This window comes from Mesorhizobium kowhaii (assembly GCF_003253745.1).
Lineage (GTDB): Bacteria > Pseudomonadota > Alphaproteobacteria > Rhizobiales > Rhizobiaceae > Mesorhizobium > Mesorhizobium kowhaii.
In genome coordinates this window covers 720,824-743,357 of record NZ_MZXV01000013.1, presented here as the reverse complement: position 1 = coordinate 743,357, position 22,534 = coordinate 720,824, and the positions used below count along the sequence as shown (strand labels likewise).

Annotated in this window: 30 protein-coding genes; 9 read left to right on the top strand and 21 right to left on the bottom strand. The window is 65.0% G+C overall.

Annotation, left to right across the window (positions count from 1 at the left end; all coding sequences use genetic code 11):
• Positions 1 to 52: 52 nt before the first annotated feature.
• The 3 genes from B5V02_RS41440 to B5V02_RS06065 all read right to left on the bottom strand — a co-directional run bounded on the left by B5V02_RS41440 (position 53) and on the right by B5V02_RS06065 (position 1,433).
• The gene (locus B5V02_RS41440; RefSeq protein WP_111543269.1) at positions 53 to 283 is read right to left on the bottom strand and encodes a GDCCVxC domain-containing (seleno)protein; all 231 of its coding nucleotides are present in this window, start codon (positions 281 to 283) and stop codon (positions 53 to 55) included.
• A gap of 128 nt (positions 284 to 411) precedes the next feature.
• A complete protein-coding gene (locus tag B5V02_RS06070; protein WP_111543268.1) occupies positions 412 to 594 on the bottom strand; it encodes a hypothetical protein in 183 nt (60 codons plus the stop codon).
• 257 nt (positions 595 to 851) lie between these two features.
• Entirely contained in the window at positions 852 to 1,433 is a 582-nt protein-coding gene (locus B5V02_RS06065; RefSeq protein ID WP_111543267.1) for a histidine phosphatase family protein, read from the bottom strand.
• Between B5V02_RS06065 and B5V02_RS42195 the strand changes: the two genes are divergently transcribed.
• Entirely contained in the window at positions 1,345 to 1,695 is a 351-nt protein-coding gene (locus B5V02_RS42195; protein WP_281004905.1) for a universal stress protein, read from the top strand. The genes B5V02_RS06065 and B5V02_RS42195 overlap by 89 nt on opposite strands.
• Before the next feature lie 26 nt (positions 1,696 to 1,721).
• Here B5V02_RS42195 and B5V02_RS06055 read toward each other — a convergent pair whose 3' ends face one another.
• Together B5V02_RS06055 and B5V02_RS06050 are read right to left on the bottom strand one after the other, a co-directional pair.
• Complete coding sequence (locus tag B5V02_RS06055; protein ID WP_111543266.1) at positions 1,722 to 2,471, bottom strand: sulfite exporter TauE/SafE family protein; 750 nt, start codon at positions 2,469 to 2,471, stop codon at positions 1,722 to 1,724.
• A 27-nt stretch (positions 2,472 to 2,498) separates the two neighbouring features.
• Entirely contained in the window at positions 2,499 to 2,705 is a 207-nt protein-coding gene (locus tag B5V02_RS06050; RefSeq protein ID WP_111543265.1) for a hypothetical protein, read from the bottom strand.
• A 147-nt stretch (positions 2,706 to 2,852) separates the two neighbouring features.
• Here B5V02_RS06050 and B5V02_RS06045 point away from each other — a divergent pair, with 147 nt between their 5' ends.
• The 7 genes from B5V02_RS06045 to B5V02_RS06015 all read left to right on the top strand — a co-directional run bounded on the left by B5V02_RS06045 (position 2,853) and on the right by B5V02_RS06015 (position 8,712).
• Positions 2,853 to 3,725, top strand: a complete 873-nt coding sequence (locus B5V02_RS06045) for a LysR substrate-binding domain-containing protein (RefSeq protein WP_111543264.1) — start codon at positions 2,853 to 2,855, stop codon at positions 3,723 to 3,725.
• A gap of 159 nt (positions 3,726 to 3,884) precedes the next feature.
• The gene (locus tag B5V02_RS06040; RefSeq protein WP_111543263.1) at positions 3,885 to 4,391 is read left to right on the top strand and encodes an Lrp/AsnC family transcriptional regulator; all 507 of its coding nucleotides are present in this window, start codon (positions 3,885 to 3,887) and stop codon (positions 4,389 to 4,391) included.
• Positions 4,388 to 5,548: a saccharopine dehydrogenase family protein gene (locus B5V02_RS06035; RefSeq protein ID WP_111543262.1), complete on the top strand. Its 1,161-nt coding sequence runs from the start codon at positions 4,388 to 4,390 to the stop codon at positions 5,546 to 5,548. Before B5V02_RS06040 ends, B5V02_RS06035 begins: the two co-directional genes overlap by 4 nt.
• A gap of 105 nt (positions 5,549 to 5,653) precedes the next feature.
• A complete protein-coding gene (locus tag B5V02_RS06030; protein ID WP_111543261.1) occupies positions 5,654 to 6,442 on the top strand; it encodes an ABC transporter substrate-binding protein in 789 nt (262 codons plus the stop codon).
• 157 nt (positions 6,443 to 6,599) lie between these two features.
• Positions 6,600 to 7,271, top strand: a complete 672-nt coding sequence (locus tag B5V02_RS06025) for an amino acid ABC transporter permease (protein WP_111543260.1) — start codon at positions 6,600 to 6,602, stop codon at positions 7,269 to 7,271.
• Positions 7,268 to 7,942, top strand: coding sequence for an amino acid ABC transporter permease (locus tag B5V02_RS06020; RefSeq protein WP_111543259.1), 675 nt, complete (start codon positions 7,268 to 7,270; stop codon positions 7,940 to 7,942). The genes B5V02_RS06025 and B5V02_RS06020 overlap by 4 nt, the downstream gene beginning before the upstream one ends.
• A 26-nt stretch (positions 7,943 to 7,968) precedes the next feature.
• The gene (locus B5V02_RS06015) at positions 7,969 to 8,712 is read left to right on the top strand and encodes an amino acid ABC transporter ATP-binding protein (protein ID WP_111543258.1); all 744 of its coding nucleotides are present in this window, start codon (positions 7,969 to 7,971) and stop codon (positions 8,710 to 8,712) included.
• Positions 8,713 to 8,822: 110 nt separating this feature from the next.
• On the opposite strand, the gene arsK is transcribed toward B5V02_RS06015, so the two are convergent.
• The 7 genes from arsK to B5V02_RS05980 form a co-directional block, all read right to left on the bottom strand.
• Positions 8,823 to 10,064 (bottom strand): arsenite efflux MFS transporter ArsK, encoded by a 1,242-nt coding sequence (arsK, locus tag B5V02_RS06010; protein WP_111543257.1) that lies wholly within the window; start codon positions 10,062 to 10,064, stop codon positions 8,823 to 8,825.
• Positions 10,057 to 11,484, bottom strand: a complete 1,428-nt coding sequence (locus B5V02_RS06005; protein ID WP_111543256.1) for an NAD(P)-binding domain-containing protein — start codon at positions 11,482 to 11,484, stop codon at positions 10,057 to 10,059. The genes arsK and B5V02_RS06005 overlap by 8 nt, the downstream gene beginning before the upstream one ends.
• A gap of 44 nt (positions 11,485 to 11,528) precedes the next feature.
• Positions 11,529 to 11,849, bottom strand: a complete 321-nt coding sequence (locus B5V02_RS06000) for an ArsR/SmtB family transcription factor (RefSeq protein WP_111543255.1) — start codon at positions 11,847 to 11,849, stop codon at positions 11,529 to 11,531.
• A 63-nt stretch (positions 11,850 to 11,912) separates the two neighbouring features.
• Positions 11,913 to 12,335: an arsenate reductase (glutaredoxin) gene (gene arsC, locus B5V02_RS05995; RefSeq protein WP_111543254.1), complete on the bottom strand. Its 423-nt coding sequence runs from the start codon at positions 12,333 to 12,335 to the stop codon at positions 11,913 to 11,915.
• Complete coding sequence (locus tag B5V02_RS05990; protein ID WP_111543253.1) at positions 12,332 to 13,021, bottom strand: aquaporin; 690 nt, start codon at positions 13,019 to 13,021, stop codon at positions 12,332 to 12,334. The genes arsC and B5V02_RS05990 overlap by 4 nt, the downstream gene beginning before the upstream one ends.
• 5 nt (positions 13,022 to 13,026) lie before the next feature.
• Positions 13,027 to 13,536 carry an arsenate reductase ArsC gene (locus B5V02_RS05985; protein ID WP_111543771.1) on the bottom strand — a complete coding sequence of 170 codons (510 nt, stop codon included), beginning with the start codon at positions 13,534 to 13,536 and terminating at the stop codon, positions 13,027 to 13,029.
• A gap of 11 nt (positions 13,537 to 13,547) precedes the next feature.
• Positions 13,548 to 13,880: an ArsR/SmtB family transcription factor gene (locus tag B5V02_RS05980; protein WP_111543252.1), complete on the bottom strand. Its 333-nt coding sequence runs from the start codon at positions 13,878 to 13,880 to the stop codon at positions 13,548 to 13,550.
• Between the two features lie 20 nt (positions 13,881 to 13,900).
• Here B5V02_RS05980 and B5V02_RS05975 point away from each other — a divergent pair, with 20 nt between their 5' ends.
• Complete coding sequence (locus tag B5V02_RS05975; protein ID WP_111543251.1) at positions 13,901 to 14,122, top strand: hypothetical protein; 222 nt, start codon at positions 13,901 to 13,903, stop codon at positions 14,120 to 14,122.
• Here B5V02_RS05975 and B5V02_RS05970 read toward each other — a convergent pair.
• The 9 genes from B5V02_RS05970 to B5V02_RS05930 form a co-directional block, all read right to left on the bottom strand.
• A complete protein-coding gene (locus B5V02_RS05970) occupies positions 14,115 to 14,813 on the bottom strand; it encodes an RES family NAD+ phosphorylase (RefSeq protein ID WP_111543250.1) in 699 nt (232 codons plus the stop codon). The two genes, B5V02_RS05975 and B5V02_RS05970, sit on opposite strands and share 8 nt — an antisense overlap.
• Entirely contained in the window at positions 14,807 to 15,235 is a 429-nt protein-coding gene (locus tag B5V02_RS05965) for an MbcA/ParS/Xre antitoxin family protein (protein WP_111543249.1), read from the bottom strand. The genes B5V02_RS05970 and B5V02_RS05965 overlap by 7 nt, the downstream gene beginning before the upstream one ends.
• 122 nt (positions 15,236 to 15,357) lie before the next feature.
• The gene (locus tag B5V02_RS05960) at positions 15,358 to 16,791 is read right to left on the bottom strand and encodes an aldehyde dehydrogenase family protein (protein WP_111543248.1); all 1,434 of its coding nucleotides are present in this window, start codon (positions 16,789 to 16,791) and stop codon (positions 15,358 to 15,360) included.
• 155 nt (positions 16,792 to 16,946) lie between these two features.
• Entirely contained in the window at positions 16,947 to 17,414 is a 468-nt protein-coding gene (locus tag B5V02_RS05955) for a GNAT family N-acetyltransferase (RefSeq protein ID WP_111543247.1), read from the bottom strand.
• Positions 17,415 to 17,635: 221 nt separating this feature from the next.
• Complete coding sequence (locus B5V02_RS05950) at positions 17,636 to 18,376, bottom strand: SDR family oxidoreductase (protein WP_111543770.1); 741 nt, start codon at positions 18,374 to 18,376, stop codon at positions 17,636 to 17,638.
• A 63-nt stretch (positions 18,377 to 18,439) separates the two neighbouring features.
• Positions 18,440 to 19,036 carry a flavodoxin gene (locus B5V02_RS05945; RefSeq protein WP_111543246.1) on the bottom strand — a complete coding sequence of 199 codons (597 nt, stop codon included), beginning with the start codon at positions 19,034 to 19,036 and terminating at the stop codon, positions 18,440 to 18,442.
• A gap of 23 nt (positions 19,037 to 19,059) precedes the next feature.
• A complete protein-coding gene (locus B5V02_RS05940) occupies positions 19,060 to 20,049 on the bottom strand; it encodes an aldo/keto reductase (protein ID WP_111543245.1) in 990 nt (329 codons plus the stop codon).
• A 19-nt stretch (positions 20,050 to 20,068) separates the two neighbouring features.
• The gene (locus B5V02_RS05935; RefSeq protein WP_111543244.1) at positions 20,069 to 21,061 is read right to left on the bottom strand and encodes an aldo/keto reductase; all 993 of its coding nucleotides are present in this window, start codon (positions 21,059 to 21,061) and stop codon (positions 20,069 to 20,071) included.
• A 49-nt stretch (positions 21,062 to 21,110) separates the two neighbouring features.
• Positions 21,111 to 22,529 carry an MFS transporter gene (locus B5V02_RS05930; RefSeq protein ID WP_208647042.1) on the bottom strand — a complete coding sequence of 473 codons (1,419 nt, stop codon included), beginning with the start codon at positions 22,527 to 22,529 and terminating at the stop codon, positions 21,111 to 21,113.
• Positions 22,530 to 22,534: the final 5 nt, after the last annotated feature.

Sequence of the window (22,534 nt, the reverse complement as noted above, 5' to 3'; positions counted from 1 at the left end):
CAGTTTGGAATTCAACGCTCCATCATGCGCATGACGCGCACGGCATTGCCAACTACGCCGGCGGAGGCTTCTGGCCGTTAGCAACGGCGGTCACGGCTATTTCCTGAAGCGGCGGGCATGGCAGATCGGCATATGAGCAGAAAACGCAGCAATCACCCGCTAAGGGCTTCAAGAGCACGCCGCAGTTTTTGCATTCGTAGAAGTGAACGCAGGCGTCGGTCGGCATCGTTTCCACAGACTGATGTCCGCACTCAGGGCAAGTAAGGGTGCTCTCAAGCTTCATTGCCACTCCTAAGCAATGCGATCGGGGCGAATTTCAAACTGAGACACTGGCCTTCACGATCACTTCAATGGCATTGCCGATCACGTCGGCGGGCGTTTTGGCCCTTAGGTCCAATTGGCAGTTATTTGTCACCCTGCCTTGCTGAAAACGACCGTGCCGTCGTCTTTGCGAACTTCCACCGCTACAATGCCGTCCTCCAGCTTTCGAGCGGGGAAAGTCGCCATGGCGTGATCCCTCGCAGCCTTCTCGGCATCGAATGGCGTCTTTGCCACAATGCCTGTTTTCCCATACCATATGACAGTGAAGGCCATGGCCGATCCTATGCCGTGCACTAAGCATATAGGAGATCGGAGATGCGACAACGGATCGATGTCGATCAAAGTGCAAGCCGACACCGCGCACTTTTCTAAAGCGCGTCGCGTCGAAACGGATTCATGCGCCGCGCTTTAAGTCTTTGTTTGTATGCATGTCGTTGTCTCAAAACCGGGGCCACTTTTGAGCGACATGCATTTGGCCACGTCGAACCATTTGGTCGCGGGACAGCTTTGGCAGTTGGCGCCTGCGCCCCCTACTTCTGGTTCCATTTGTGGATGACCGGCTCGGTCAGATCGTGCTCGTAGCCGAGCACGCTGATGCTTGCGGTGTCCAGCACAAACAGCGCGCCGCCTTCCGGCGGCAGGCCGATCCAGCGGGCCGCCAGCACGCGCAGGAAATGCGCGCTGGAAAACACCAGTATGCTGGCATTGGCCTTGCGCAGCGCGGCGATGATTGTATCGGCCCGTGCGCCGACATCGGCCGCCATCTCGCCCTTCGGGCAACCATCGCGAAACACGTTCCAGCCCGGCCGCTCGGCCAGGATCTGTTTCGTCGTCAGACCCTCATAGGCGCCGTAGTCCCACTCCTGCAAATCGTCCTTCTTGACGCTCTCGGCACCAAAGCCGGCCAGCACGCTGGTGTTGTAGGCACGCTGCGACGGGCTCGACCATACGGCCGAGAACGACAGGCCCCTCAGGCGGTCCGCCACGCCGCGCGCGGCGGCCTCGCCGGCCGGCGTCAGCGGCATGTCGGTGCGGCCGGTGTGCTGCCCCGAAAGGCTCCACGCCGTCTCGCCATGCCGGACCAGATGGATCTGCGGAAACGTGCTGCTCATACGGGTGCCCCTCAAAGTTGCCGGCACCTTAGATGACGATCTGCCGAAGGGGAATCCGGCTGACACGAAAGTGTGTGGTCGCCTGGCCCTGATCGGCAACGTGCGCGCTGTGGTGGTGCATATCGAGGACAAAAAGCCCTCCGAAGCGATCCTGGAACTGTCGCAGGCCGAAGGCTGCGACCTGATTGTGATGGCCTCGCATGGCCGCCGGGGACTGGGCAGGCTGCTGTTGGGCAGCCAGACCGCCGAGGTGCTGTCCTAGACCGAGATCCCGGTTCTGGTGGTTCGCTAGATCGCGGCCTCGCCCGCGAGATAGATCCCCAGCGCCAGCAGCCCGATGAAGAACACCGTGCGGAAGGTCTCGACGCTCATCCGCTGGCGCAGCATTTGGCCGGCGAACATGCCGGCCAGCGCCGGCACTAGGGCCGCGACCGATCCCGCCAACTGCGCGGTTGGCGAGGCGAAGGCGCCGGTCAGGAACAGGCCGATGGCAAGGGCTGCGGTCGACACGGTGAAGGACAGGCCGAGCGCCTGGATCAGGTCCTCCTTGCCCAGCCGCAACGATTGCAGATAGGGCACCGCCGGGATGACGAAGACGCCGGTGGCGCCGGTGACCAACCCGGTCGCCACACCGACGAGCGGCGACGCCCACGCCTCGTGGCGCGCCGGCGTGGTGAAGCCGGCCCTGGCGAGGCCGACTATGGCATAAAGCACCAGGGCCGCGCCCAGCCCCGCCGACGCCAGCGCCGTGTGCGTGCCGGTCAACAGGCCGGCGCCGGCGACGGTGCCAAGCACGACGCCCGCCATCATCGTCCATAGCCGTTTGCACAGGCCGCCGAAGGACGGACCGGTCAACAACTGCCAGAGATTGGTGACCAGCGACGGGATCAGCAGCAAGGCCGCGGCCTGCGCCTGTGGCATCGTCACCGCCAGCAGCCCCATCGCCACGGTCGGCAGCCCCATACCGACGACGCCTTTGACCAGGCCGGCGGCGAGAAAGACCACGCCGATCCAGGCGATGACGCCGGCGCTCAGCACGGTGACACTTTCAGGGCAGCGGCCGGATCAATCATGCAGCAGCATGTCCGTCGCGTCGGTATCCGGGCTGGCGGTATCGGGTGCGGTCCTTGCCGGCGCGCCATCGCGGCTGACCGGGGTGCATCCCCGCAGGCCGGGCTCCGCCCGCACCGTCGTAAGGCAAGCCACGGCGATGGCCAGCACGATCGCCGTGCTTTCAAGAATGCCAGGCCGGCCCGATGTTCGTTCGCTCATCTCACATCTCCACCCGAAACTGTTTGACGCAGATGCAGGCCGGCCACAATGTGGAAGTTGCGCTGTCAGCCTTCGTCCTGGCCGAAGGCTGGAGCTGGAAGCCGCCCGGCTTTGTCTGGCTGCCGAACCGTTTGCAGGAGCAAAAGAATGCGCTTCGATCTGATTGACCTCCGGCTGTTCCTGCTGGTGGCCGAGCGCGGCAGCATCACCCATGGCGCCGAACTCGCCGGCCTGGCCCTGGCCTCGGCCAGCGCCCGCATCAAGGGCATGGAGGACCGCCTCGGCGCGCCGCTGCTGGAGCGCCGCCGCCGTGGCGTGGTGCCGACGGCGGCCGGACAGGCGCTGCTGCATCATGCCCGAGCGGTGCAGAACCAGATCGAGGCGATGGCCGGTGACCTCGGCGCCTACGCCACCGGCCTGCGCGCCCGCGTCCGGCTGCTTGCCAACACCGCCGCCACCGGCGAACTCCTGCGCGGCATCCTGCCGGCTTTCCTGGTCGCGCATCCGCAGATCGACATCGATCTCGACGAGCGCCCCAGCCACGAGATCGCCGAGGCGGTGGCCAGCGGTGCTGCCGATCTCGGCATCGCCGCGACCTGGGCTGGGCTTTCGCATCTCGATCAGAAACCGTTCTTCATCGACCGCCTGGTGGTGATCGCCGCGCGGAACCGGCCCGGCCTCGAAGGCCGTACCACCAGCCTCGCCGACATTCTCGGTGAATCCTTCGTCGGGCTCAGCACCGGTCATGCGCTGCAGGAGCACATCACGCGCCAGGCCGCCCGCCTTGGCGGCCATCTGCATATCCGCATCCGCGTGCCTGGCCTCGACAATGTCTGCCGGCTCGTCGCGCAAGGCGCGGGCATCGGCATCGTGCCGGAAAGTGCGGCGCGCGGGTCGGCACGCACGCTGCGCAGCCTGCGGCTGACCGACGACTGGGCGACGCGCCAACTCAATCTCTGCGCCCGCCGCTTCGACGAGTTGACGCCACAAGCGAAATTGCTGGCCGCCGCACTGGTCTGAAGTCACGCCAGCGGCCGCAACGGCGCGCCGGCCGGCACTGACGTATATACCCATCAGCGCGGAATCATTGCCTTGCTTTTCAAAAATTCATGACGTAGCTTGTTTGCACATTGGCAAAAAATTTGCCGATATTTTTTCTTTTTGTGAAAGACATGGCTTTTGCGGGAACATCTCGATCTGACCGATCGGCGGCTGGTCAAACAGCTGTCGCAGGACGCGCAGCCAGGCATCAACCGCCTCGCCGAGATATTGGCGATTTCGGTGCCGACGGTGCGCACGCGCCTGCGCAACCTGCTCGACCGCAACCTGCTCAAGATCGTCGGGCTTTTGAACCTGACCGAGCGCCCCGAGCTGATTTCGGCCATAGTCGGCATCAACGCCCAGGGGCGCGGCCGAGCCCGCGAACTGGCCCAGCGCATTTCCGAACTGCCCTTCGTCAACTCGGCTTCGGTCGTCACCGGGCGCTTCGACATCATCGTCGACGTGACGGTGGCCGGTGACGTCGCCGATCTCTACCGCGTCACCAGCGAGCTGATCCCGGGTGCCGGCGAGCCGGGCGAAGTCGTGCGCAGCGAGACCTTCGTCGTCATGGCGTCCTGCAACAAATGGGTCAGCCTGCCGGAAGGCTGCTGGTCGGACGACAGCGTCCGCAAGGAGCCGGCATGAAGATCGCGGTTCTCGGCGGCCTCGGCCTGCAAGGCCGGGCGGCGATCGCCGATCTCGTCGCCAGCGGTGTCGAGGACGTGGTTTGCGTCGACACGGCAGCGGATGGTGCGGCTCGGCTTGACGGCCTGACCGACCTTGCCCGCGTGCGCTTCGTGGTACCGCAAGGCGCGATCGGCCCCGCCCTGGCCGGCGTGCTGGCGGATGTCGACGCCGTCATCGACCTGTTGCCGCAGCCGCTGATGCGCGAGGCAGTCCAGGCCGCGATCGCAACACGCACGCCGCTGGTCACCACCAATTACGGCAAGGCCATCGCCGACCTAGCGCCGGCCGCCGAACAGGCCGGCGTCTCGATCATGACCGAATGCGGGCTCGATCCCGGCATCGACCTTGTGCTTTACGCGCGCGCCGCAAGGCAGTTCGATACCATCGCCGCGATCGATTCCTATTGCGGCGGCATCCCCGAACCGAAGGCGATGGCCAAGCCCCTCTGCTACAAGGTGAGTTGGAACTTCGACATGGTTCTGGTCAGCCAGAACCGCGACAGCGTGATGATCGAGGACGGCGAACGCGTCGCGGTGCCGGCCGGCGAGCAGCACGACAACCCTTTCATCCATGAGATCGAGGTTGCGGGCTTGGGCCGGCTTGAAGCCTTCCCCAATGGCGATGCGCTGCACTATGTCGAGATGCTGGACGCGGCAAAAGGGCTGCGCCGCTCGGGCCGCTATACGCTGCGCTGGCCGGGATGGTCGGCCTTCTGGGCGCCGCTGAAGGAGCTCGGCTTCCTCTCCGAAGACAAGGTTTCCGGCACCGCTGTCAGCCCACGCGAATTCCTCGGCCGGCTGCTCGGGCCGCAATTGCAATACGGCCCCGGCGAAAAGGACCTGTGCGTGATGCGCAATGTCTTTTCCGGCCTCGAAGGCGGCCGCCGCAAGACGGTGACGTCGGACCTGATCATCGAGCGCGACCTGGCCTCAGGCCTGTTCGGCATGAGCCTCGGCGTCGGCTACCCCGCCAGCATCGTGGCGCAGATGCTCGCGCGCGGCGACATAACCAAACCCGGCCTGCTCAACCCGCTGCTCGATGTGCCCGAGGACCGCTTCTTCGACGAACTGGCCCGGCGCGGCATCACGGTTGCCGAGACTGTGACCTGGGACTGAGAATTTTCGAACGGTGGCCGCCGCCGGCAACGGCGCTGCCGCTCAAAAAGCACCCCGAAGGGTGAAACAACAACGTGGAACAATAAAACAAGGAGGAATGCCAAAATGAAGATTGCCAGACTTTTCATCGCCGGACTTGCACTCGCCGGGCTCACCACCGCTGCCAGCGCCGGAACGCTCGACGACATCACCAAGCGCGGCGAACTGCGCGTCGCCGTGCAGACACAGGGACCGCCCTTCTCGCTGGTCGGCGCCAATGGCGAACGCACCGGCAGCTCGGTTGAACTGGCCGAACTGATGGCCAAGGAAATGGGCGTCAAGATCACCTTCCTCGACTTCGACTGGGACGGCCTGATCCCGGCGCTGCTGTCGGGCAAGGCCGACCTTCTGGTTGCCGACATGACGCCGACGCTGGCGCGCGGCATGAAAGTCGCCTTCACCAAACCTTACATGTATACGGGCAGCACCGTCTTCACCAAGGCCGACAGCAAGTTCAAGACCACCGAGGACTGCAAGGCCAAGGGAACCAAGATCGCCGTGCTGCTCGGCGCCACCGGCGAGAAGGAGGCCAAGGCCGTCTTCACCGATGCCGACATCAAGAGCTACAAGGGCGGCGGTCCGCTGCTGCTCGACGCCGTCAACAATGGCCAGGCCGATTGCGGCGTCAACGACGTCTCGGCGGTGACAGGCCAGTCGACCGCCTATCCGGCCGGCACCTTCACCATCATGCCGGAGCTTTTGTCGAAGGAGCCGCTTGCCTTCGCCACCCGCTATGACGAGCCGGACCTGCTGGTCTGGATGAACCTGTTCCTCGACCAGGTCAGCATCGACGGCCGCCTGCAGAAGAACCTCGACTACTGGGTCAATTCCGACGCCTGGAAGAAGGATCACTAATGCATGTCGCCCAAAAGTGCGTAGCGGTTTTGGGACAACGACATGCATGAAAACAAAGAGTAAGCAGCCATAGAACCCGGGCGGTTTCGCGCGCGTCTTGAGCGCCGCGAAGCCGCCTGGACTTTCGCTTCGCCCGCTTTGGGGAAACCGCCCAGCGATGCTCGAAAATTTCAGTTTCCGCACCATCGTCGAATACCTGCCTCTGTTCGGGCAGGGCCTGGTCACGACCGTGTGGCTGTCGGCGCTGTCCTTTGTCGGCGCGCTTGCCGTCGGCATCGTGCTGTGCGCGATGAATCTGCAGCGCGGCTGGCTGTTTCGCACGCCGGCCAAGGCCTATATCGACGCCGTGCGCGCCACGCCCTTGCTGGCGCAGCTCTATTTCCTCTATTTCGGCCTGCCACGGCTCGGCTTCGTGCTGCCCGAGTTGGTCGTCGGCATCCTGGCGCTGTCGCTGAACAGCGGCGCCTATGTCGCCGAGATCATTCGCGCCGGCATCCTGTCGATCCCGCGCGGCCAGGTCGAAGCCAGCGTCGCCTCAGGCATGACCTATGTCCAGCGCATGCGCCTGGTCGTCCTGCCGCAAGCCTTCAAGGTGACGATCCCGCCACTGCTTGGCCAAGCGATCGTGCTGGTCAAGGACTCCGCACTTCTGTCGCTGATCTCGGTTGCCGAGCTGACGCGCGCCGGCCAGTTGCTCGCCTCCGACCGCTTCATGCCGGCGGAAGGTTTTCTCACCATCGCCGCCTTCTACCTGCTCCTCTATTACTGCCTGAAGGGACTGGCTACTCTCTCCGGTCGCTGGCTCGGCACTGCGGGGGCGCGCACATGATCTGGCAACAGTTTATCAGCCTCGCAGGCAGCTATCCGCTGGCGCTGCGCGGCATTGGCATGACGGTGGTGCTGTCGCTGATCAGCCTGGTGCTCGGCACGCTGCTCGGCTTCGGCCTCGGCATCTTGCGCACCGGCGGCAACCGGCTGATCGCCAGCGTCATCGGCGCTTGGGTCGACCTCATCCGCGGCACGCCGTTCCTGGTGCAGATCTTTCTGATCTTCTTCATCCTGCCGGAGTTCGGCATCGAGCTCGATGCCTTCACCGCCGGCATCATCGCACTGACCAACCTTGCCGCCTGCTTCATCTGCGAGATCGTCGCCGCCGGCATTCGTTCGGTGCCGACCGGCCAGGTCGAGGCGGCGCTTGCATCCGGCCTGTCGCGCTGGCAGCGCATGCGCCAGGTGGTGCTGCCGCAGGCGATGCGCATCGTGCTGCCGCCACTGGTCGGGCAATATGTGCTGCTGATCAAGGACTCTTCGGTCGTCTCGGCGATCGGGTTGACCGACCTCACCCGCGTCGGCTGGCTGGTGGTGCAGCGTGTGCCCAACGGCCTGCTGGTCTTCTTCCTCGTCGGCGTCGGCTATTTCATCGTCTGCTATCCCCTGATCATGCTCGCCCGCCGGCTCGAGCGCCGCATGGGCGCGGCGCATGGCGAGGTGCAGCTGTGACATCGAAACCCAAAGGTCCGGCAAATATGACCAAAACCGGTATGATCGACTTTCGCGGCGTCAACAAATGGTTCGGCGCGCTCAACGTGCTGAAGGACATCACGCTCAGCGTCGAGCCGCGCGAAGTGGTGGTCGTCTGCGGTCCGAGCGGCTCCGGCAAGAGCACGCTGATCCGCTGCGTCAACGGCCTGGAGGCGATCAAGGACGGCGATCTCGTCGTCGACGGCCAGCGCCTCGGCGACCCCGCCACCAACATGACGCAGCTGCGCACCGAGATCGGCTTCGTCTTCCAGTCGTTCAACCTCTACCCGCACAAGACCGCGCTCGAGAACGTCACCCTGGCGCCCATCCATGTCCGCAAGACCCCGCGCGCCGAGGCCGAAAAGGCCGGGCGCGAATTGCTGGCCAAGGTCGGCCTGGCCGACAAGGTCAACGCCTATCCGGCGCAGCTCTCCGGCGGCCAGCAGCAGCGCGTGGCGATCGCGCGTTGCCTCGGCATGCGGCCCAAGATCATGCTGTTCGACGAGCCGACCTCGGCACTCGACCCCGAGATGATTTCGGAAGTGCTCGACGTCATGGTGGCGGTCGCCGAGGAAGGCATGACCATGATGGTGGTGACGCATGAGATGGGCTTTGCCCGCAAGGTCGCCCAGCGCGTGGTGTTCATGGACGCCGGCGCCATCGTCGAAAGCGGCACGCCGGACGAGTTCTTCTCGCACCCCAGGACCGACCGCAGCCGCGCCTTCCTGAGCAAGATCCTGCGGCATTGAGCGTCCAGGCTGGAGCATGATCCCGAAAAGTGGAATCCGGTTTTCGGAAAAGATCATGCTCAAACAAGAAGATAGAGCCCCATCCCGATACCATCGGGATGGAACAGGCTCTAGCGCGCCTCTTCCGGCCTGCCGCCAATCGCAAATGCAACCCGGCTCTCGCGCCGTCTCAGCAGCGCGATGGCGAGGAAGGCGATGACGCCGCTCGCGGCGACGACCACCAGCACCCACAGCGAATTGGCGACGGATGTCCGCGCCATCATGAAGGCGAGCGCGAACGGCGCGAAGGCCGAGGTGAACTGGCGGGCAGCGCTTGCCCATCCCAGCCGCGCGCCATAGCCTTCGCGGCCGAAGAGCTCGAGCGGCAAGGTGCCGCCGACGATGCTGGTGAGGCCGGAACCGAGGCCGAACAGCAGCACGAACAGGAAGGCGCCGTGCAGCCATGGCGTGGTCAACAGCAGCGTGCACAGCCCGGCCGTGAGCAGCGAGGCGGCAATGACGGCGAGATGCGTTTGCTGAAGGCGCCCGCCAAACAGCATGTTGATCAACCGGCTGGCGACCTGCGCCGGCCCGAATAGGGTCGAAACGAAGAGACCGGCCGTGCCGAGCCCAAGTGCCGCCGTCAGCGGCACCATGTGGATGAGGATCGCCGACAGCACGAAGCCCTCGGTGGCGAACCCCGCCAGCATCAACAGGAACGCCGCCCGGCCGCGCCGCGGATCGAGCAGCGCGGCCGCTTCATGGGCCGGCCCGCGCTCTTGCGGCGTGGCCGTCGCGTGACGGCGCGACAGCCGCATCAGCCAGGCGTGGATCGGCAGGCAGAGCCCGAGATTGAGCGCGGCGAACAGCAGATACACCTCGCGCCATGTCAAATCCGCATGCAGCGCCGAGGTCAGCGGCCAAAACAGGGTCGAGGCAAACCCGGCGATGAGCGTCAGGTGGGTGATGCTGCGTTGCGGCCGGGGCACCCCGATCTGCACGATCGCCACGAAGGCGGCGCTGTAGAGGACGAAGCTGGAGGCCAGTTCCATTGCCAGCAACGCCAGAACAAACGTCACGCGGCCGGGCGAGACGGCGCACAGCGCCAGCGCGACGGCTGCCGCGACCGAGCCGATGGTCATGATGCGCCCGGCGCCAAACCGGTCGGCCCAGCGCCCGGCCGTGGGCGCGAACAGGCTGCCGGCAAACAGCGAGGCGGACAAGGCGCCGAACACCCACCCTTCCGCGAGGCCGAATTCCCTGGCCATCGCCGGCGCCAGGATCGAGAAGCTGTAATAGAGCGTGCCGTAGCCGATGATCTGGGTCAGCCCTAGTCCCCAGATCGCCTTGCGCAGGACAGACCGGTCAGGCATCGGCGCGTACGGCCTCCGTCGCCTTGGCGCCAACCGAGGGGCGGCCTGTCGCGCAACCGCAGCCCGACGCGCCCTTTGCCTTGGCGTCCGCATCCTCGATGCAGCAGGCATCGACATTGGCGGGCGCAGGTCCGCCGCAGCAGCCTTCGCTGTCCGATCCCGTCACGACATCGGCGCTGCACACGCCGGTCTCCGGCAGCACCAGCCGCACCTCGCGGGCCGCGACATGGTCTCCGGCAATGTCGGCGACCACCGAGCGGACCTGCTCGTAGCCGGTCGCCATGAGGAAGGTTGGTGCGCGGCCGTAGGATTTCGAGCCGACGATGGTGAAGCCGGGTTCGGGGTGCGCTAGGTCCCGGATGCCATGCGCGGGAACGGTGCCGCAGGAGTGGAAATTCGGATCGATCAGCGGCGCCAGCGCCGGCGGCGCTTCGACGGCGGGATCGAGCGCGATGCGGATTTCGCCGAGGAATGACAGGTCGGGCCGGAAGCCGGTGGTGACGACGATCCGGTCGACGGCAAGGCTGAACGGTTTGCCGGCCAGGCTGGCGTCGACGGCAAGCCCCTCGCTCTCCATCTCGATGCGATTGACGGCGAAGGCCGCCAGCATGTTCAGCCGTCCGTCCGCCATCGCCTGCTTGGCGGCGAGGCCAAGCGCGCCACGTTCCGGCAACTGGTCGTTCAACCCGCCGCCAAGCAGCCGGTCGACGCTGGCATGACGCAGCGCCCAAAATATCTCGGTGCTGGGCGCTGCGTCCTGCAGCTCCATGAGCGCCAGGGCGACGTTGATGGCCGAGTGCCCGCCGCCGATGATGAGGACACGCTTGTCCGCATAGCTGTCCCTGGCCTTGCCGACCACGTCGGGAATGCCGTAGGCGATGCGCCCGCAAGCCGCGCCTTCGCCGGGAACCGGCAGGCCGTCGACGCCGATGGGGTTTGGCCGCGACCATGTTCCGGACGCGTCGATGACGGCGCGCGCGAGAACGCGGTGCTCGCCGCAGGTATCGCGATAACCGATGACGAAGGGAGCGTCCTTGCGACCGTCATTGGCGACCTTGTCATGTCCCTGACGGGTGATCGCGGTGACCTCGGCGCCGAGCTTCAGGTTGTCGGCGATCCCGGGAAGTGCGGCAAGCGGCGCCAGATAATCGCGCACGATCTCGCCGCCGGTCGGCAGGCCCCGCATGTCCGGCGCCGTCCAACCGGAGTGGCCGAGCAGCGCCCGCGCCGCCGCGTCGATATTGTATTGCCATGGCGAGAACACCCGCACATGGCCCCAATCGAGCAGTGCAGCGCCCACGCTTTCGCCGCGTTCCAGGATGAGCGGACGGATGCCGCGTTCGACGAGATGGGCGGCGGCGGCGAGGCCGACCGGGCCTGCGCCGATCACCGCGACGGGAAGATTTGCCATCATGTCCATATGTTCGATCCTTCCGGTATCTTCGAATTACAGAGCAAAAAAAATCAGGCCAGCGCCTTGCCGACGGCAGGCGCGCAGGTGGCATCGGCGCAGCACTCGTCGGCGAGATAGCCGATCAGGGCATTCATGCCGGGATAGTTGGCGCGGCAGATCAGCGTCGTCGCTTGCCGCTCCTGCGTGACAAGGCCGGTGTCGACCAGCCGTTTGAGGTGATGCGACAGCGTCGAGGACGGGATGTCGAGCTTGCCCTGGACGCTGCCGACGGCAAGCCCACCGTCACCGGCGCGCACGAGGATGCGGTAGAGCTGAAGCCGCGTCGGGTTGCCGAGCGCTTCAAGCTGGGCGGCTGCTTTTTCGAGTTTCATGGAAATAAGCTACGCGGCGCCTGTCGAGTCGTCAACACAATTTCGAAAAATATGGAAATAGCGTCAGCCGAGCCGCTTGCCCGAGGCGTCGAAGACCACCTCGCCATCCTCCTTGGTGAACGCGCCGATCTGCGGGTTGGGCAGGATGTCCAGCACCTTTTCCGACGGCCTTGCCAGCACGACGCCGAGCGGGCTCACCACGATCGGCCGGTTGATCAGGATCGGATGTGCCAGCATGAAATCGAGGATCTCGTCGTCGGACCATTTCGGGTCGGCGAGGCCGAGTTCGGTATAGGGCGTGCCCTTCTCGCGCAGTAACTCACGCGGTGTCATGCCCATGGCCGCGATCAACTCGACCAGCCTTTCGCGCGACGGCGGCGTCTTCAGATATTCAATCACCTCCGGCTCCTCGCCCGACTGCCGGATAATGGCCAGCGTGTTCCGGGAAGTGCCGCAGTCAGGGTTGTGGTAGATCGTAACAGTCATTCGGCAGCCTTCATGTGTCTCATTGGTTTCGGTTCGGCAAGCAGCCAGCCCGCCAGGGCCATGGCCAACAGTGCTCCCAGCAATTCGGCGGCTACGAAGCCCGGCAGGTCGACCGGGCGGATGCCAGAAAACGTGTCGGAAAAAGCGCGGGCGATAGCGACGGCCGGATTGGCGAAGGAGGTCGAAGCGGTGAACCAGTAGGCGGCCGTGATGTAGAGCCCGACCAGCCAGGGGATCGCGTCGGAGCGGAAGCGCAGGCCTGCCAGGATGGTGAAGACAAGGCCGAAGGCGGCGACTGCCTCCGCGAGCCACTGCCCGGTTCCGGTCCGCACCGTCGCGGAGGCTTGCAGGATCGGCAGTTCGAACATGGCGTGGGCCAGAAACGTCCCGGCAATGCCGCCCGCGACCTGGGCGATGACATAGGCAAGCGCCGCGTTCGCCTCGATCTCGCGACGGAGCGCGAATACCAGCGTGACGACGGGATTGAAGTGCGCCCCCGAGATCGGTCCCAGTATCGTGATCAGCACGACGAGGATCGCCCCCGTCGGCAAAGTATTGCCCAGCAGTGAAACGGCGACGTCGTGCGTCAGCCGGGCGGCCATGATGCCGGAGCCGACCACGGTCGCGACCAGCAGCGCGGTTCCCAAGGCTTCCGCGACGATGCGGCGTGGCAGATCGTTCGCCACGGCGTTCAGCCGGCCTTCGGCAGGGTGCCGCCGATCTCGTCCAGGCGCTTCTGCAAGGCAAGCTTGTCGACCATGTTCATCGGCAGGCTGACGAAGATCGAGATGCGGTTGTTGAGCATGCGGTAGGCTTCGGCGAAGGCCAGGTGCCTTTCGGCGTCGGTGCCTTCTACCTCCGCCGGGTCGGGGATACCCCAGTGCGCCGTCATCGGCTGTCCCGGCCAGACCGGGCAGGATTCGTTGGCTGCGTTGTCGCAGACCGTGAAAACGAAATTCATCTCGGGAGCGCCTGGAACCGAGAATTCCTCCCAGTCTTTCGAGCGCGCGAAGGACGTGTCGTAGTTGAGGGTTTCCAGAAGCTGGAGGGTGTAAGGGTGGACCTTCCCTTTGGGATGCGACCCGGCCGAATAGGCCTTGAACTTGCCAGCGCCAACGCGGTTCAGGATTGCTTCAGCGAGGATCGATCGTGCCGAATTGCCCGTGCAGAGAAACAATACGTTGTAGATTTGATCGCTCATGGGTTCCTTCCTCAGCATTTGCAGGTCACAGCCTGGATAACTGGCTGACAGAGTTCCGGCGCGCCGTTGCAGCAATCCTCCATGAGGTAAGCAAGCAGGTCGCGGAAGCCCGTCATGTCGGCGACGTACCGGATTATTCGGCCGTCGCGCTCAGCGCGGATCAGCCCGGCATGGGCCAGCACCTTCAGATGCGCCGACATGGTGTTCTGGACCGTCTGCAGCCTTGTGGCGATCTCGCCCGCCGGAATGCCCTGCGGACCGGCGCGCACGAGCAGCCGGAAGACATCCAGCCGCGTCTCCTGGCCAAGCGCCGCCAGCGCGTTCAAACTGTCTTTCTTATCCATATATCCGTATCCTTGGATTTATGGATATCGACTTCACTGCGATCTGTAAAGCGATCCTGAGCAGCGCCTTGCAACTCGATCCGAGCGGGCGGCAAAGGTGGGTTTTGTTGGCAAGCATCCTGAGTGACGGAAGGCTGACCGTGACCGGCTTCCGGCCGCTGAAGCATGATCCTGAAAAAGGGAACCGGTTGTCCGAAGGGAGCGGGCTCGGAGAGAGAGCCCCGCGCCCTGCCATCATGTGACCGCCAGCACCTTTCCCGTATCGTGCTGGCGTACGAAATCCACTCGGGCGCCGTCCCAATGGTAGCTGTAATGCCGGCCCTGGACCGGGATGGCGATCGCGTCCGGCCAGAAGATGCCGATGCAGCCCCCGCCTGGCATGCGCACGCTGGTCCACACCAGCCCGTCGCTGCCGGCGGCCCGTAGCGCCCGCCCTTCCGCCTGCGAGGCGCTATAGTCGTCCGGATCGAGCACGCCGGGCACCGCGTTCACGTCATCGAGGTCGCGGTCGACGCTGCCGATCAGGACGCGGAAATCCGCCGTCCAGCCCGGATCCTCATTGGTGGCGCGCATGAATTTCTGATGGTGGTGGATGGTCTCGGCGAGCGCCACCTCTTCGCTGTCGCCGGCATAATAGAGTCCGTAGCTGCCATCCGAGAACCGGCCCGGCCGCAGGGTCGAACAATGCACGAAGGGCGCCATCACGAAGCTGGCGCCGGGGCCTGAAATCCGCCGGGCGGCCGACACCTTGCCGAGATCGCCGATCTCGAGCCGGATGCGCGGGTTCGTCTTCTCCTCGACGGCGGCCAGTGCCTCCCAGTCGCGCGGGTCGGCAATGTCCTCGAACAGGTCGATCGGCGGATGGATCGAGCGGATGATGCGGAAGGTCTGGTGCCAGTGGACGCGGCGACGGACCGCTAGCCCACTCACCATGCACCACGCTCCGCATCGAGCCATTCGCGCATCGCGGCAAGGTCGGCGATTTCGCCGCGCAGCATGAGGTCGAGCGCCGATTGGCCGCCGAAGATGGCATTGGGCTTGCGGATCCAGGCATAGCCGCGCGCCGGCTCCGTGAAGAGATAGCGCAGGCCTTTGTGGATGCCCATCAGATGCGCCATGCGGGTGCGCAGGTCGCGGTCGATCCTGCCGATGCCGCCCTCCTTCCAGCGTGCCCCAATCTTCCAACGTGCCCAGGTGCGCGCCGACATGCCGCCAAGCAGGATGCACGCCTCCAGGTCGGTGAGATTCCAGGCCTTGAACAGGTTGACGGTGGTGCGCGCCAGCGCGCCCGCCTCGTCGTCGGTGATGACGCTTCCCACCGTGGCCGGTGTGGTGACTATGGGCTGAAGCTGCATTTTTGCTCCTCACTATTGGCATATATATAGCATGTATTTGCCAATTGGCAAGGATAGGACCGTAAGCGCCCGGATGCGGGCCGCACATCATCAGGGCGGCCCTTGGCAAAACCGGGTCGTGCCTACTCGGCCGCCTCATAACCGGCGATGCCCTTGATCTCGAGGAAATCCTCGAGCCCGTATTCGGCATATTCGCGGCCGTTGCCGGACTGCTTGTAGCCGCCGAACGGCAGGCCGGCGTCCCAGGTCGGATAGTTGATGTAGACATTGCCGGTGCGCATGCGCGCCGCCACTTCGCGCGCCTTCTTCATGTCCTTGGCCTGGATGTAGGAGGCAAGGCCGTAGACGGTGTCGTTGGCGGTGTCGATCACCTCGTCGACGCTGTCATAGGGCATGATCGCCAGCACCGGCCCGAAGATCTCTTCGCGGGCAATGCGCATGTCGTGGGTAACGTCGGCGAACACGGTCGGGCGGATGTAATAGCCGCGGTTGAGTTCGGCCGGGCGGCCGGGGCCGCCGGCAACCAGCGTCGCGCCTTCATCGATGCCGCTCTGGATCAGATCCTGGATCTTGTCGAACTGAACCTGGCTGACGACCGGGCCGAGCCTTGTGCCGGCCGCGTCGGCGGGACCGACGGTGAACTTCTCCGCTGCCGCCTTGGCATAGCCGGCAGCCTCGTCGTGGCGATCGCGCGGCACGAACATGCGCGTCGGCGCGTTGCAGGACTGGCCGCTGTTGCCGAAGCAGCCGCCGACGCCCTTGGTGACGGCGTTTGCGAGGTCGACATCGGGGAACAGGATGTTGGCCGACTTGCCGCCGAGCTCCTGATGCACGCGCTTGACCGTGTCGGCGGCGGCCTTGGCCACCAGGATGCCGGCGCGGGTCGAACCGGTAAACGACATCATGTCGATGTCGGGGTGGCTGGACAGCGCCTGGCCGACGCCCGGTCCATCGCCATTGACGAGGTTGAACACGCCCTTCGGCACGCCGGCCTCGTCGAGGATCTCGGCGAAGATGATGGCGTCGAGCGGCGCTATCTCGGACGGCTTGAGCACCATGGTGCAGCCGGCGGCAAGGGCCGGACCGACCTTGCAGGTGATCTGGTTCAGCGGCCAGTTCCACGGCGTGATCAGGCCGACGACGCCGATCGGCTCCTTGACCACCAGATGATTGCCCTTCACATGGCGGAACTCGAACGACTTCAGCACGTCGGCCATCTTCTGCAGATGCGCGAGGCCGACGCCGACCTGGCTGTCGAGCGCGAACTGGCGCGGCGCACCCATCTCGCGCGACACGGCAAGCGCCAGATCGGCGCTGCGCTTCTTGTAGACCGCGATGATGCGGTTCAACAGTTCGAGCCGCTCGCCGACGTCGGTGAAACCGAACGTGCTGAAGGCGCGCTTGGCGGCGGCCACCGCCTTGTCGACATCGGCCTTGGAGCCGAGCGAAATCTGCGCGAAGGCATCCTCGTTCGAGGGGTCGATGACATCGAATGTGTTGGGAACCACGGGATCGACCCACGCGCCATCGATATAGAACTGCAGATTGTGTGACATGGTTTTCTCCCTGGGGTGCGCCGCATGGCCGTTCGCCGACCGTCATATGTGGCTAGAAATAACGATGCACAAACGCCGCTGTCAAACGCAAGAGCCAAGTGATTGAGCCAGCCTGTGCAATATGCCTTCGTCGTCCTGGGGCGGACCGCTCCACATCAGCCTGCCAGCCTCTTGCTCATATAGACCGTCACACCACCCATGAACGGCTCTTCCCGGTCCACGATATAGCCGCATCTTTTGTAGAGCGACACATTGGCCTCGAAGGCGCCATTGGTCAGCAGGCGAAGCTCGCGGCGTCCCGCTTCGATCGCCTTGTGCTCGGCCTGCTCCAGCAGCAGCCGGCCGATTCCCCTGCCCTGCGCCCGCGGTGCGACGCAGACATTCTCGATCCAGAGGTGATCCTCCGCCACCATGGTTTCGATCATCCCGACAATACCGCCATCCTCGACGGCAAGATCGAACGGATGCTCGGCAACGGCCTTGTCGTAATCGGCGCGCATCGGCAGCGGCTCGCGGCCGATAACCGGCACCCATTTGGCATAGGCGGCGCGCACGATATCCCTGATCGCGGGGGCATCCGCCGGCTCGGCCGGCCGAAGCCGGATGGAAGAAACGATGGTCATCACAATGCTCCAGGCATGAAAAACCCCGCCGGCGGATGTCGCGGGCGGGGCTGGAAACGAACGAACCGGGATCTATCGGACCGGTCTTTGTCGTCGCGCAATCAGCTTGCCGCTCCGCACTGTGCAGCGGCGGCGTCGCTTGGTGTTGGCGGGCGCAACGACGAACATGGCGTCAAGCTGGAGCAGGAAGGGCGGCGCTGTCAAGACGCCTCCAACGGCTTCTAGTATTCCTGGGCCGTCGGCCGGAACAAGATCTCGTTGATGTCGACCTCGTCAGGCTGGCTCATGGCGAACACCACCGTCCGGGCGAAGGAATCGGCAGGGATCGCCACCCGGTCGTAGAGTGCGCGCACGCCTTCGGCGACATCGGGCTCGGTGACGCTGTCGGGCAGTTCGGTCGCCATCGCGCCCGGCGAGATGATGGTGGTGCGGATGTTGTAGGGTTTTACCTCCTGACGCAGCCCTTCCGAGATGATGCGCACCGCGTGCTTGGTCGCGGCATAGACGGCGCCGCCCGGCCCGACCTTGTGGCCGGCGACCGACGACACGTTGATGATATGGCCACTCTTCTGCGTCTTCATGTGCGGCAGCGCGGCGGCGATGCCGTAGAGCACGCCCTTGATGTTGACGTCGATCATCCGGTCCCAGTCCTCGACCTTGCCGCGCTCGAGCGGCGAATGCGGCATCAGCCCGGCATTGTTGATGATGACGTCGACCCGGCCATGCATCTTGACCGCATGATCGACGAGACGCCGGACCTGGCCGACATCGGTCACGTCGGTCGCCAGGATGGCGTCCTTGCGGAGCGACAGCTCTTCGGCGAGCGCCTGCAGCCGGTCGAGACGCCGCGCGCCCAGCACCAGCTTCGCGCCCTCTTTGGCGAGAAGCCGCGCGGCGGCTTGGCCCAGCCCGCTGCTGGCGCCAGTGATGACAACGACCTTGTCCCTGATGTTCTCGCTCATCATCTCTTCCTTCTGATATTTGGCATTGCTGCCGGCGGCAGCCTCGGCGTTCCAGTTGGCGGCTCAGCCGGGCACGTCGACCCGGCCGAGCCAGCCCGTGACCTGCTCGAGCGTCTCGCGTTCCTGGTCGCACTGCTTGGAAAATCCCTCGATGAGCCGCGCCCCTGGCGCATGGTCGGCGAGGACTTTCAGGCTCTCCCCGAGGCCGTAGCCGCCATGGGTGATGAACGGCACCAAGGTCTTGCCGGACAGATCGTGCCGCGACAGGAAGGAGCGGATCACCGAAGGCGCGGTCATGCCCCAGATCGGAAACCCCAAGAAGACCGTTTCATAGGATTTGACGCCCGGCACCGTGGCGGCGAGCGGCGGTTCGAAGCCGGAGTCTCGCTGCTGTTGCGCCACGGCGACCTGTTCCGCGTAGTCTTCGGGATAGGGATTGGCGGTCTGGATCTCGAATATGTCAGCTCCGCGAGCCCGACCAATCTGGCGCGCGATGACGCGCGTATTGCCGGTGCGGGTGTAGTACGCCACCAGAATTTTGGCGCCGCCTGCCGGCCGCGCCTTCGACGCGCTGGCAGGCAGGCTCAATCCAGTGCCCAATGGCAATGCAAGCGCGGTCATCAGCGCACCCCGTCTTGAGAACAGGCTCGGTTTGCTCATCTCGGCCTCCTTGGCGCGTGCCTCTAGCGATCGATCCTTGCCGCTTGTTGCGGCGAATAGCGCTCTCCCTGCACGGCAATCGCCGAGACCGCGTTCTCGATGTCGCGAAGATCGTCGGCCGTCAGCGCAACGGCGGCCGATCCGATGTTCTCCTCGAGGCGATTGAGCTTCGTGGTGCCGGGGATCGGCACGATCCAGGGCTTCCGTGCCAGCAGCCAGGCGAGCGCGACCTGAGCTGGGGTCACCTTCTTCTCGGCCGCGATCGCAACGATCGCATCGACCAGAGCCTGGTTCGCCTTGCGGGCCTCCTCTGCAAAACGCGGGACGGTGTTGCGGAAGTCGCTGCTGTCGAACGTCGTGTTGGCGTTGATGGCGCCAGTGAGGAAGCCCTTGCCCAATGGACTGAAGGGGACGAAGCCGATCCCCAGTTCTTCGAGGACCGGCAGGATCGCCTCCTCGGGCTCACGCCACCACAGCGAGTATTCGCTTTGCAGCGCGGCGACCGGCTGCACCGCATGCGCGCGCCTGATCGTACGCACGCCCGCCTCGGAGAGGCCGAAATGCTTCACTTTACCCTGTTGGATCAAGTCTTTAACCGCGCCGGCCACCTCTTCGATGGGTACGACCGGATCGACGCGGTGCTGGTAGAGGAGATCGATGTGGTCGGTCCTCAGCCGTTTGAGCGAGGCCTCGACGACGTCGCGGATATGCTCGGGCCGGCTGTCCATGCCGTCGTGTCCGGCTGTACCAGTGATGTCGATGCCGAACTTGGTGGCGATCACCACCTGGTCGCGGATTGGCTGCAGCGCCTCACCGACGACCTCCTCGTTCTTGAACGGGCCATAGACCTCCGCGGTGTCGAAGAAGGTGACGCCGCGCTCGAACGCCGCCCGGATCAGGCGGACTGCATCCGCCGTCTCCATCGGTGCCCCGTAGGATTGGCTCATCCCCATGCAGCCCAGCCCGATGGCCGAGACTTCGAGACCGTTGTTTCCAAGTGTGCGCTTTTGCATTGTTGTTCTCCTTGCTTGCCTAACGATCAATCGCCGCGTCCAGCCCCGCCGACAGCGGTGCGCCCATGATGTCGATGGTGGCAAAGGCGGCGTCGATTTCGGCCAGGTCTTCGGCCGTCAGTTCGACGTCAACCGCCGCCAGATTGTCATCGAGATGCGCCACCTTCGTGCCGCCCGGTATCGGCACGATCCATGGCTTCTGGGCCAGCAGCCAGGCAAGCGCGATCCGGGCCGGCGTGGTGCCCTTGCGGCCGGCAAGCCCTTTCAGGAAATCGACCACCTTGAAGTTGGCCTCCAGTGCATCCGGGGTGAAGCGCGGGAAATCCTTCCGCAGGTCGTTGGGGTCGTCGAACCTCATGTCCCTGGTGATCGCGCCTGTGAGGAACCCCTGACCAAGCGGCCCCCAGGCGACGAGGCCGATGCCAAGCTCTTCGCAGACCGAAAACTTCGTCTGCTCGGGCTCGCGCATCCACAAGGAATAATGATCCTGGACCGCCGCCACGGGCTGCACGGCATGAGCCTTGCGGATGTTCGCGGTGCTCGCCTCGGACAGTCCGAAATGTTTGACCTTGCCTTCTCCGATGAGCGCCTTCACCGCTCCGGCGACATCCTCCATGGGCACGGCCGGGTCGACGCGGTGCTGGTAGAAAACGTCGATGCGGTCTGTCCGCAGCCGCTTCAACGAAGCGTCGACAACCTCGCGGATATGCGCCGGCCGGCTGTCGAGCCCGACCATCTCGCGCTTCTCGTTGATCTTGAAGCCGAACTTCGTGCAGATCAGAACATGATCGCGAACCGGTTCAAGCGCCTCGCCGACCAGTTCCTCATTGACGAACGGTCCGTAGCCCTCGGCGGTATCGAAAAGGGTCACGCCGCGCTCAACCGCCGACCGGATCACGCCAATTGCCTCCTTCTTGTCCGTGGCAGGCCCGAGACCGAAGCTCAGCCCCATGCAGCCGAGGCCGATGGCCGAAACCTCCAGGCCGCTTGTTCCAAGTGTGCGTTTTTGCATCGTGGTTCTCTCTCAATTCCTGTTGAAGGCCGCTGGCCCCATCTGGCGTTCAGGCGTTCGCGCCGGTCGCAACCGCCTGTGCCGCCTTGCGGGGCCGAACGATCAGGGCGCAGACGAGCAGCAGCGCCAGCGCCAGCATGGCGGAGCCGGCGGTGAGTGCCGTACCGACGCGGTAGGCGAGCAGCTCTCTTCCATGGAGCGCGCCGGCGCCGACGGCCGCCAGGGCAACAAGTACGCCGAGGCCGAGCGAGTTGCCGAGCTGATGGGCGACGTTGACGACGCCCGAGGCTGCGCCGGCATCGGCAGGCACCACGCCGGCAATGCCCGACGTGGTCAGCGGGCTGAGCGCCATGCCTTGCCCGGCGCCGATCAGCACCATCGGCAGTGCCACCCCGGTCAGGTAGGCCGTGTCGAACGAGGCGCGGCTCAGCCAGGCCATCCCCAGCAGGCAGAGGGTGAGGCCGCCGGCCAGCAGGCGGCCATTGCCGAACCGGCGCGTCAGCTGCGGCACCACCATCGCCACGGCGAAATTCACCATTGTCATCGGCAGGAAGGCCATGCCGGTCAGCGATGCCCTGTAGTTGAGGACGCCTTGCAGATATTGCGTGGTGAAGAAAAAGAAGCCGATCATGGCACCCAGGAACAGGATGCGGGCTGCGTATGCACCGGCGCGCTCGCGGCTGGCGAACAGCCGCAGCGGCATGATCGGCTGCCTTGCCTTCCACTCGTTGACAACGAAGACGCCAAGCAGCAGCACAGCACCGGCCAGCGACGCGATCGTGCCGGCATTCGTCCAGCCGGTGTCGGCCGAACGGATGAAGCCGTAGACAAGCGCCGTCATGCCGACGGTTGAGGTGAGTGCGCCGACGATGTCGAGCGCACCGGCGCGCCGCTCGGTTTCCACGATGTATCGGCGCGCGGCGATGATCATGGCGATGCCGATGGGGAGATTGATGAAGAAGCCGACGCGCCAGGAGATCCAGTCGGCAAGCACGCCGCCCAGCACCAGGCCGACGCTGGCCGCGACTCCGGCCACGGCGCTGTAATAGGACACGGCACGGGTGCGCTCGGAGCCTTCGGCAAAGGTGGTCTGCAGCAAAGCGAGCGTCGAGGGCGCCAGGATGGCGGCGCCAAGGCCCTGGATTGCCCGCGCGCTGATCATCCAGGCCGCCGATTGCGCCGCACCGATCGCCAGCGAGGCAACCGTGAACAGGGCGAGACCGACGATGAGCATGCGCCGGCGGCCCAGAATGTCTCCCGCCCGCGCGCCGAGGAGCAGGAAGCCGCCGAAGGTCAAGGTATAGGCGCTCTGCACCCATGCCAGCCCGGCATCCGTGAAGCCGAGGCCTTGATGGATCCTGGGCAACCCGGTGAGCACGATCGAGGTATCGAGCACGATCATGACATAGCTGACGAGGATGATCGCCAGGATGGCCGTTTTGTGCGGTGCGGTCGCGGGCATGGACATTTTTT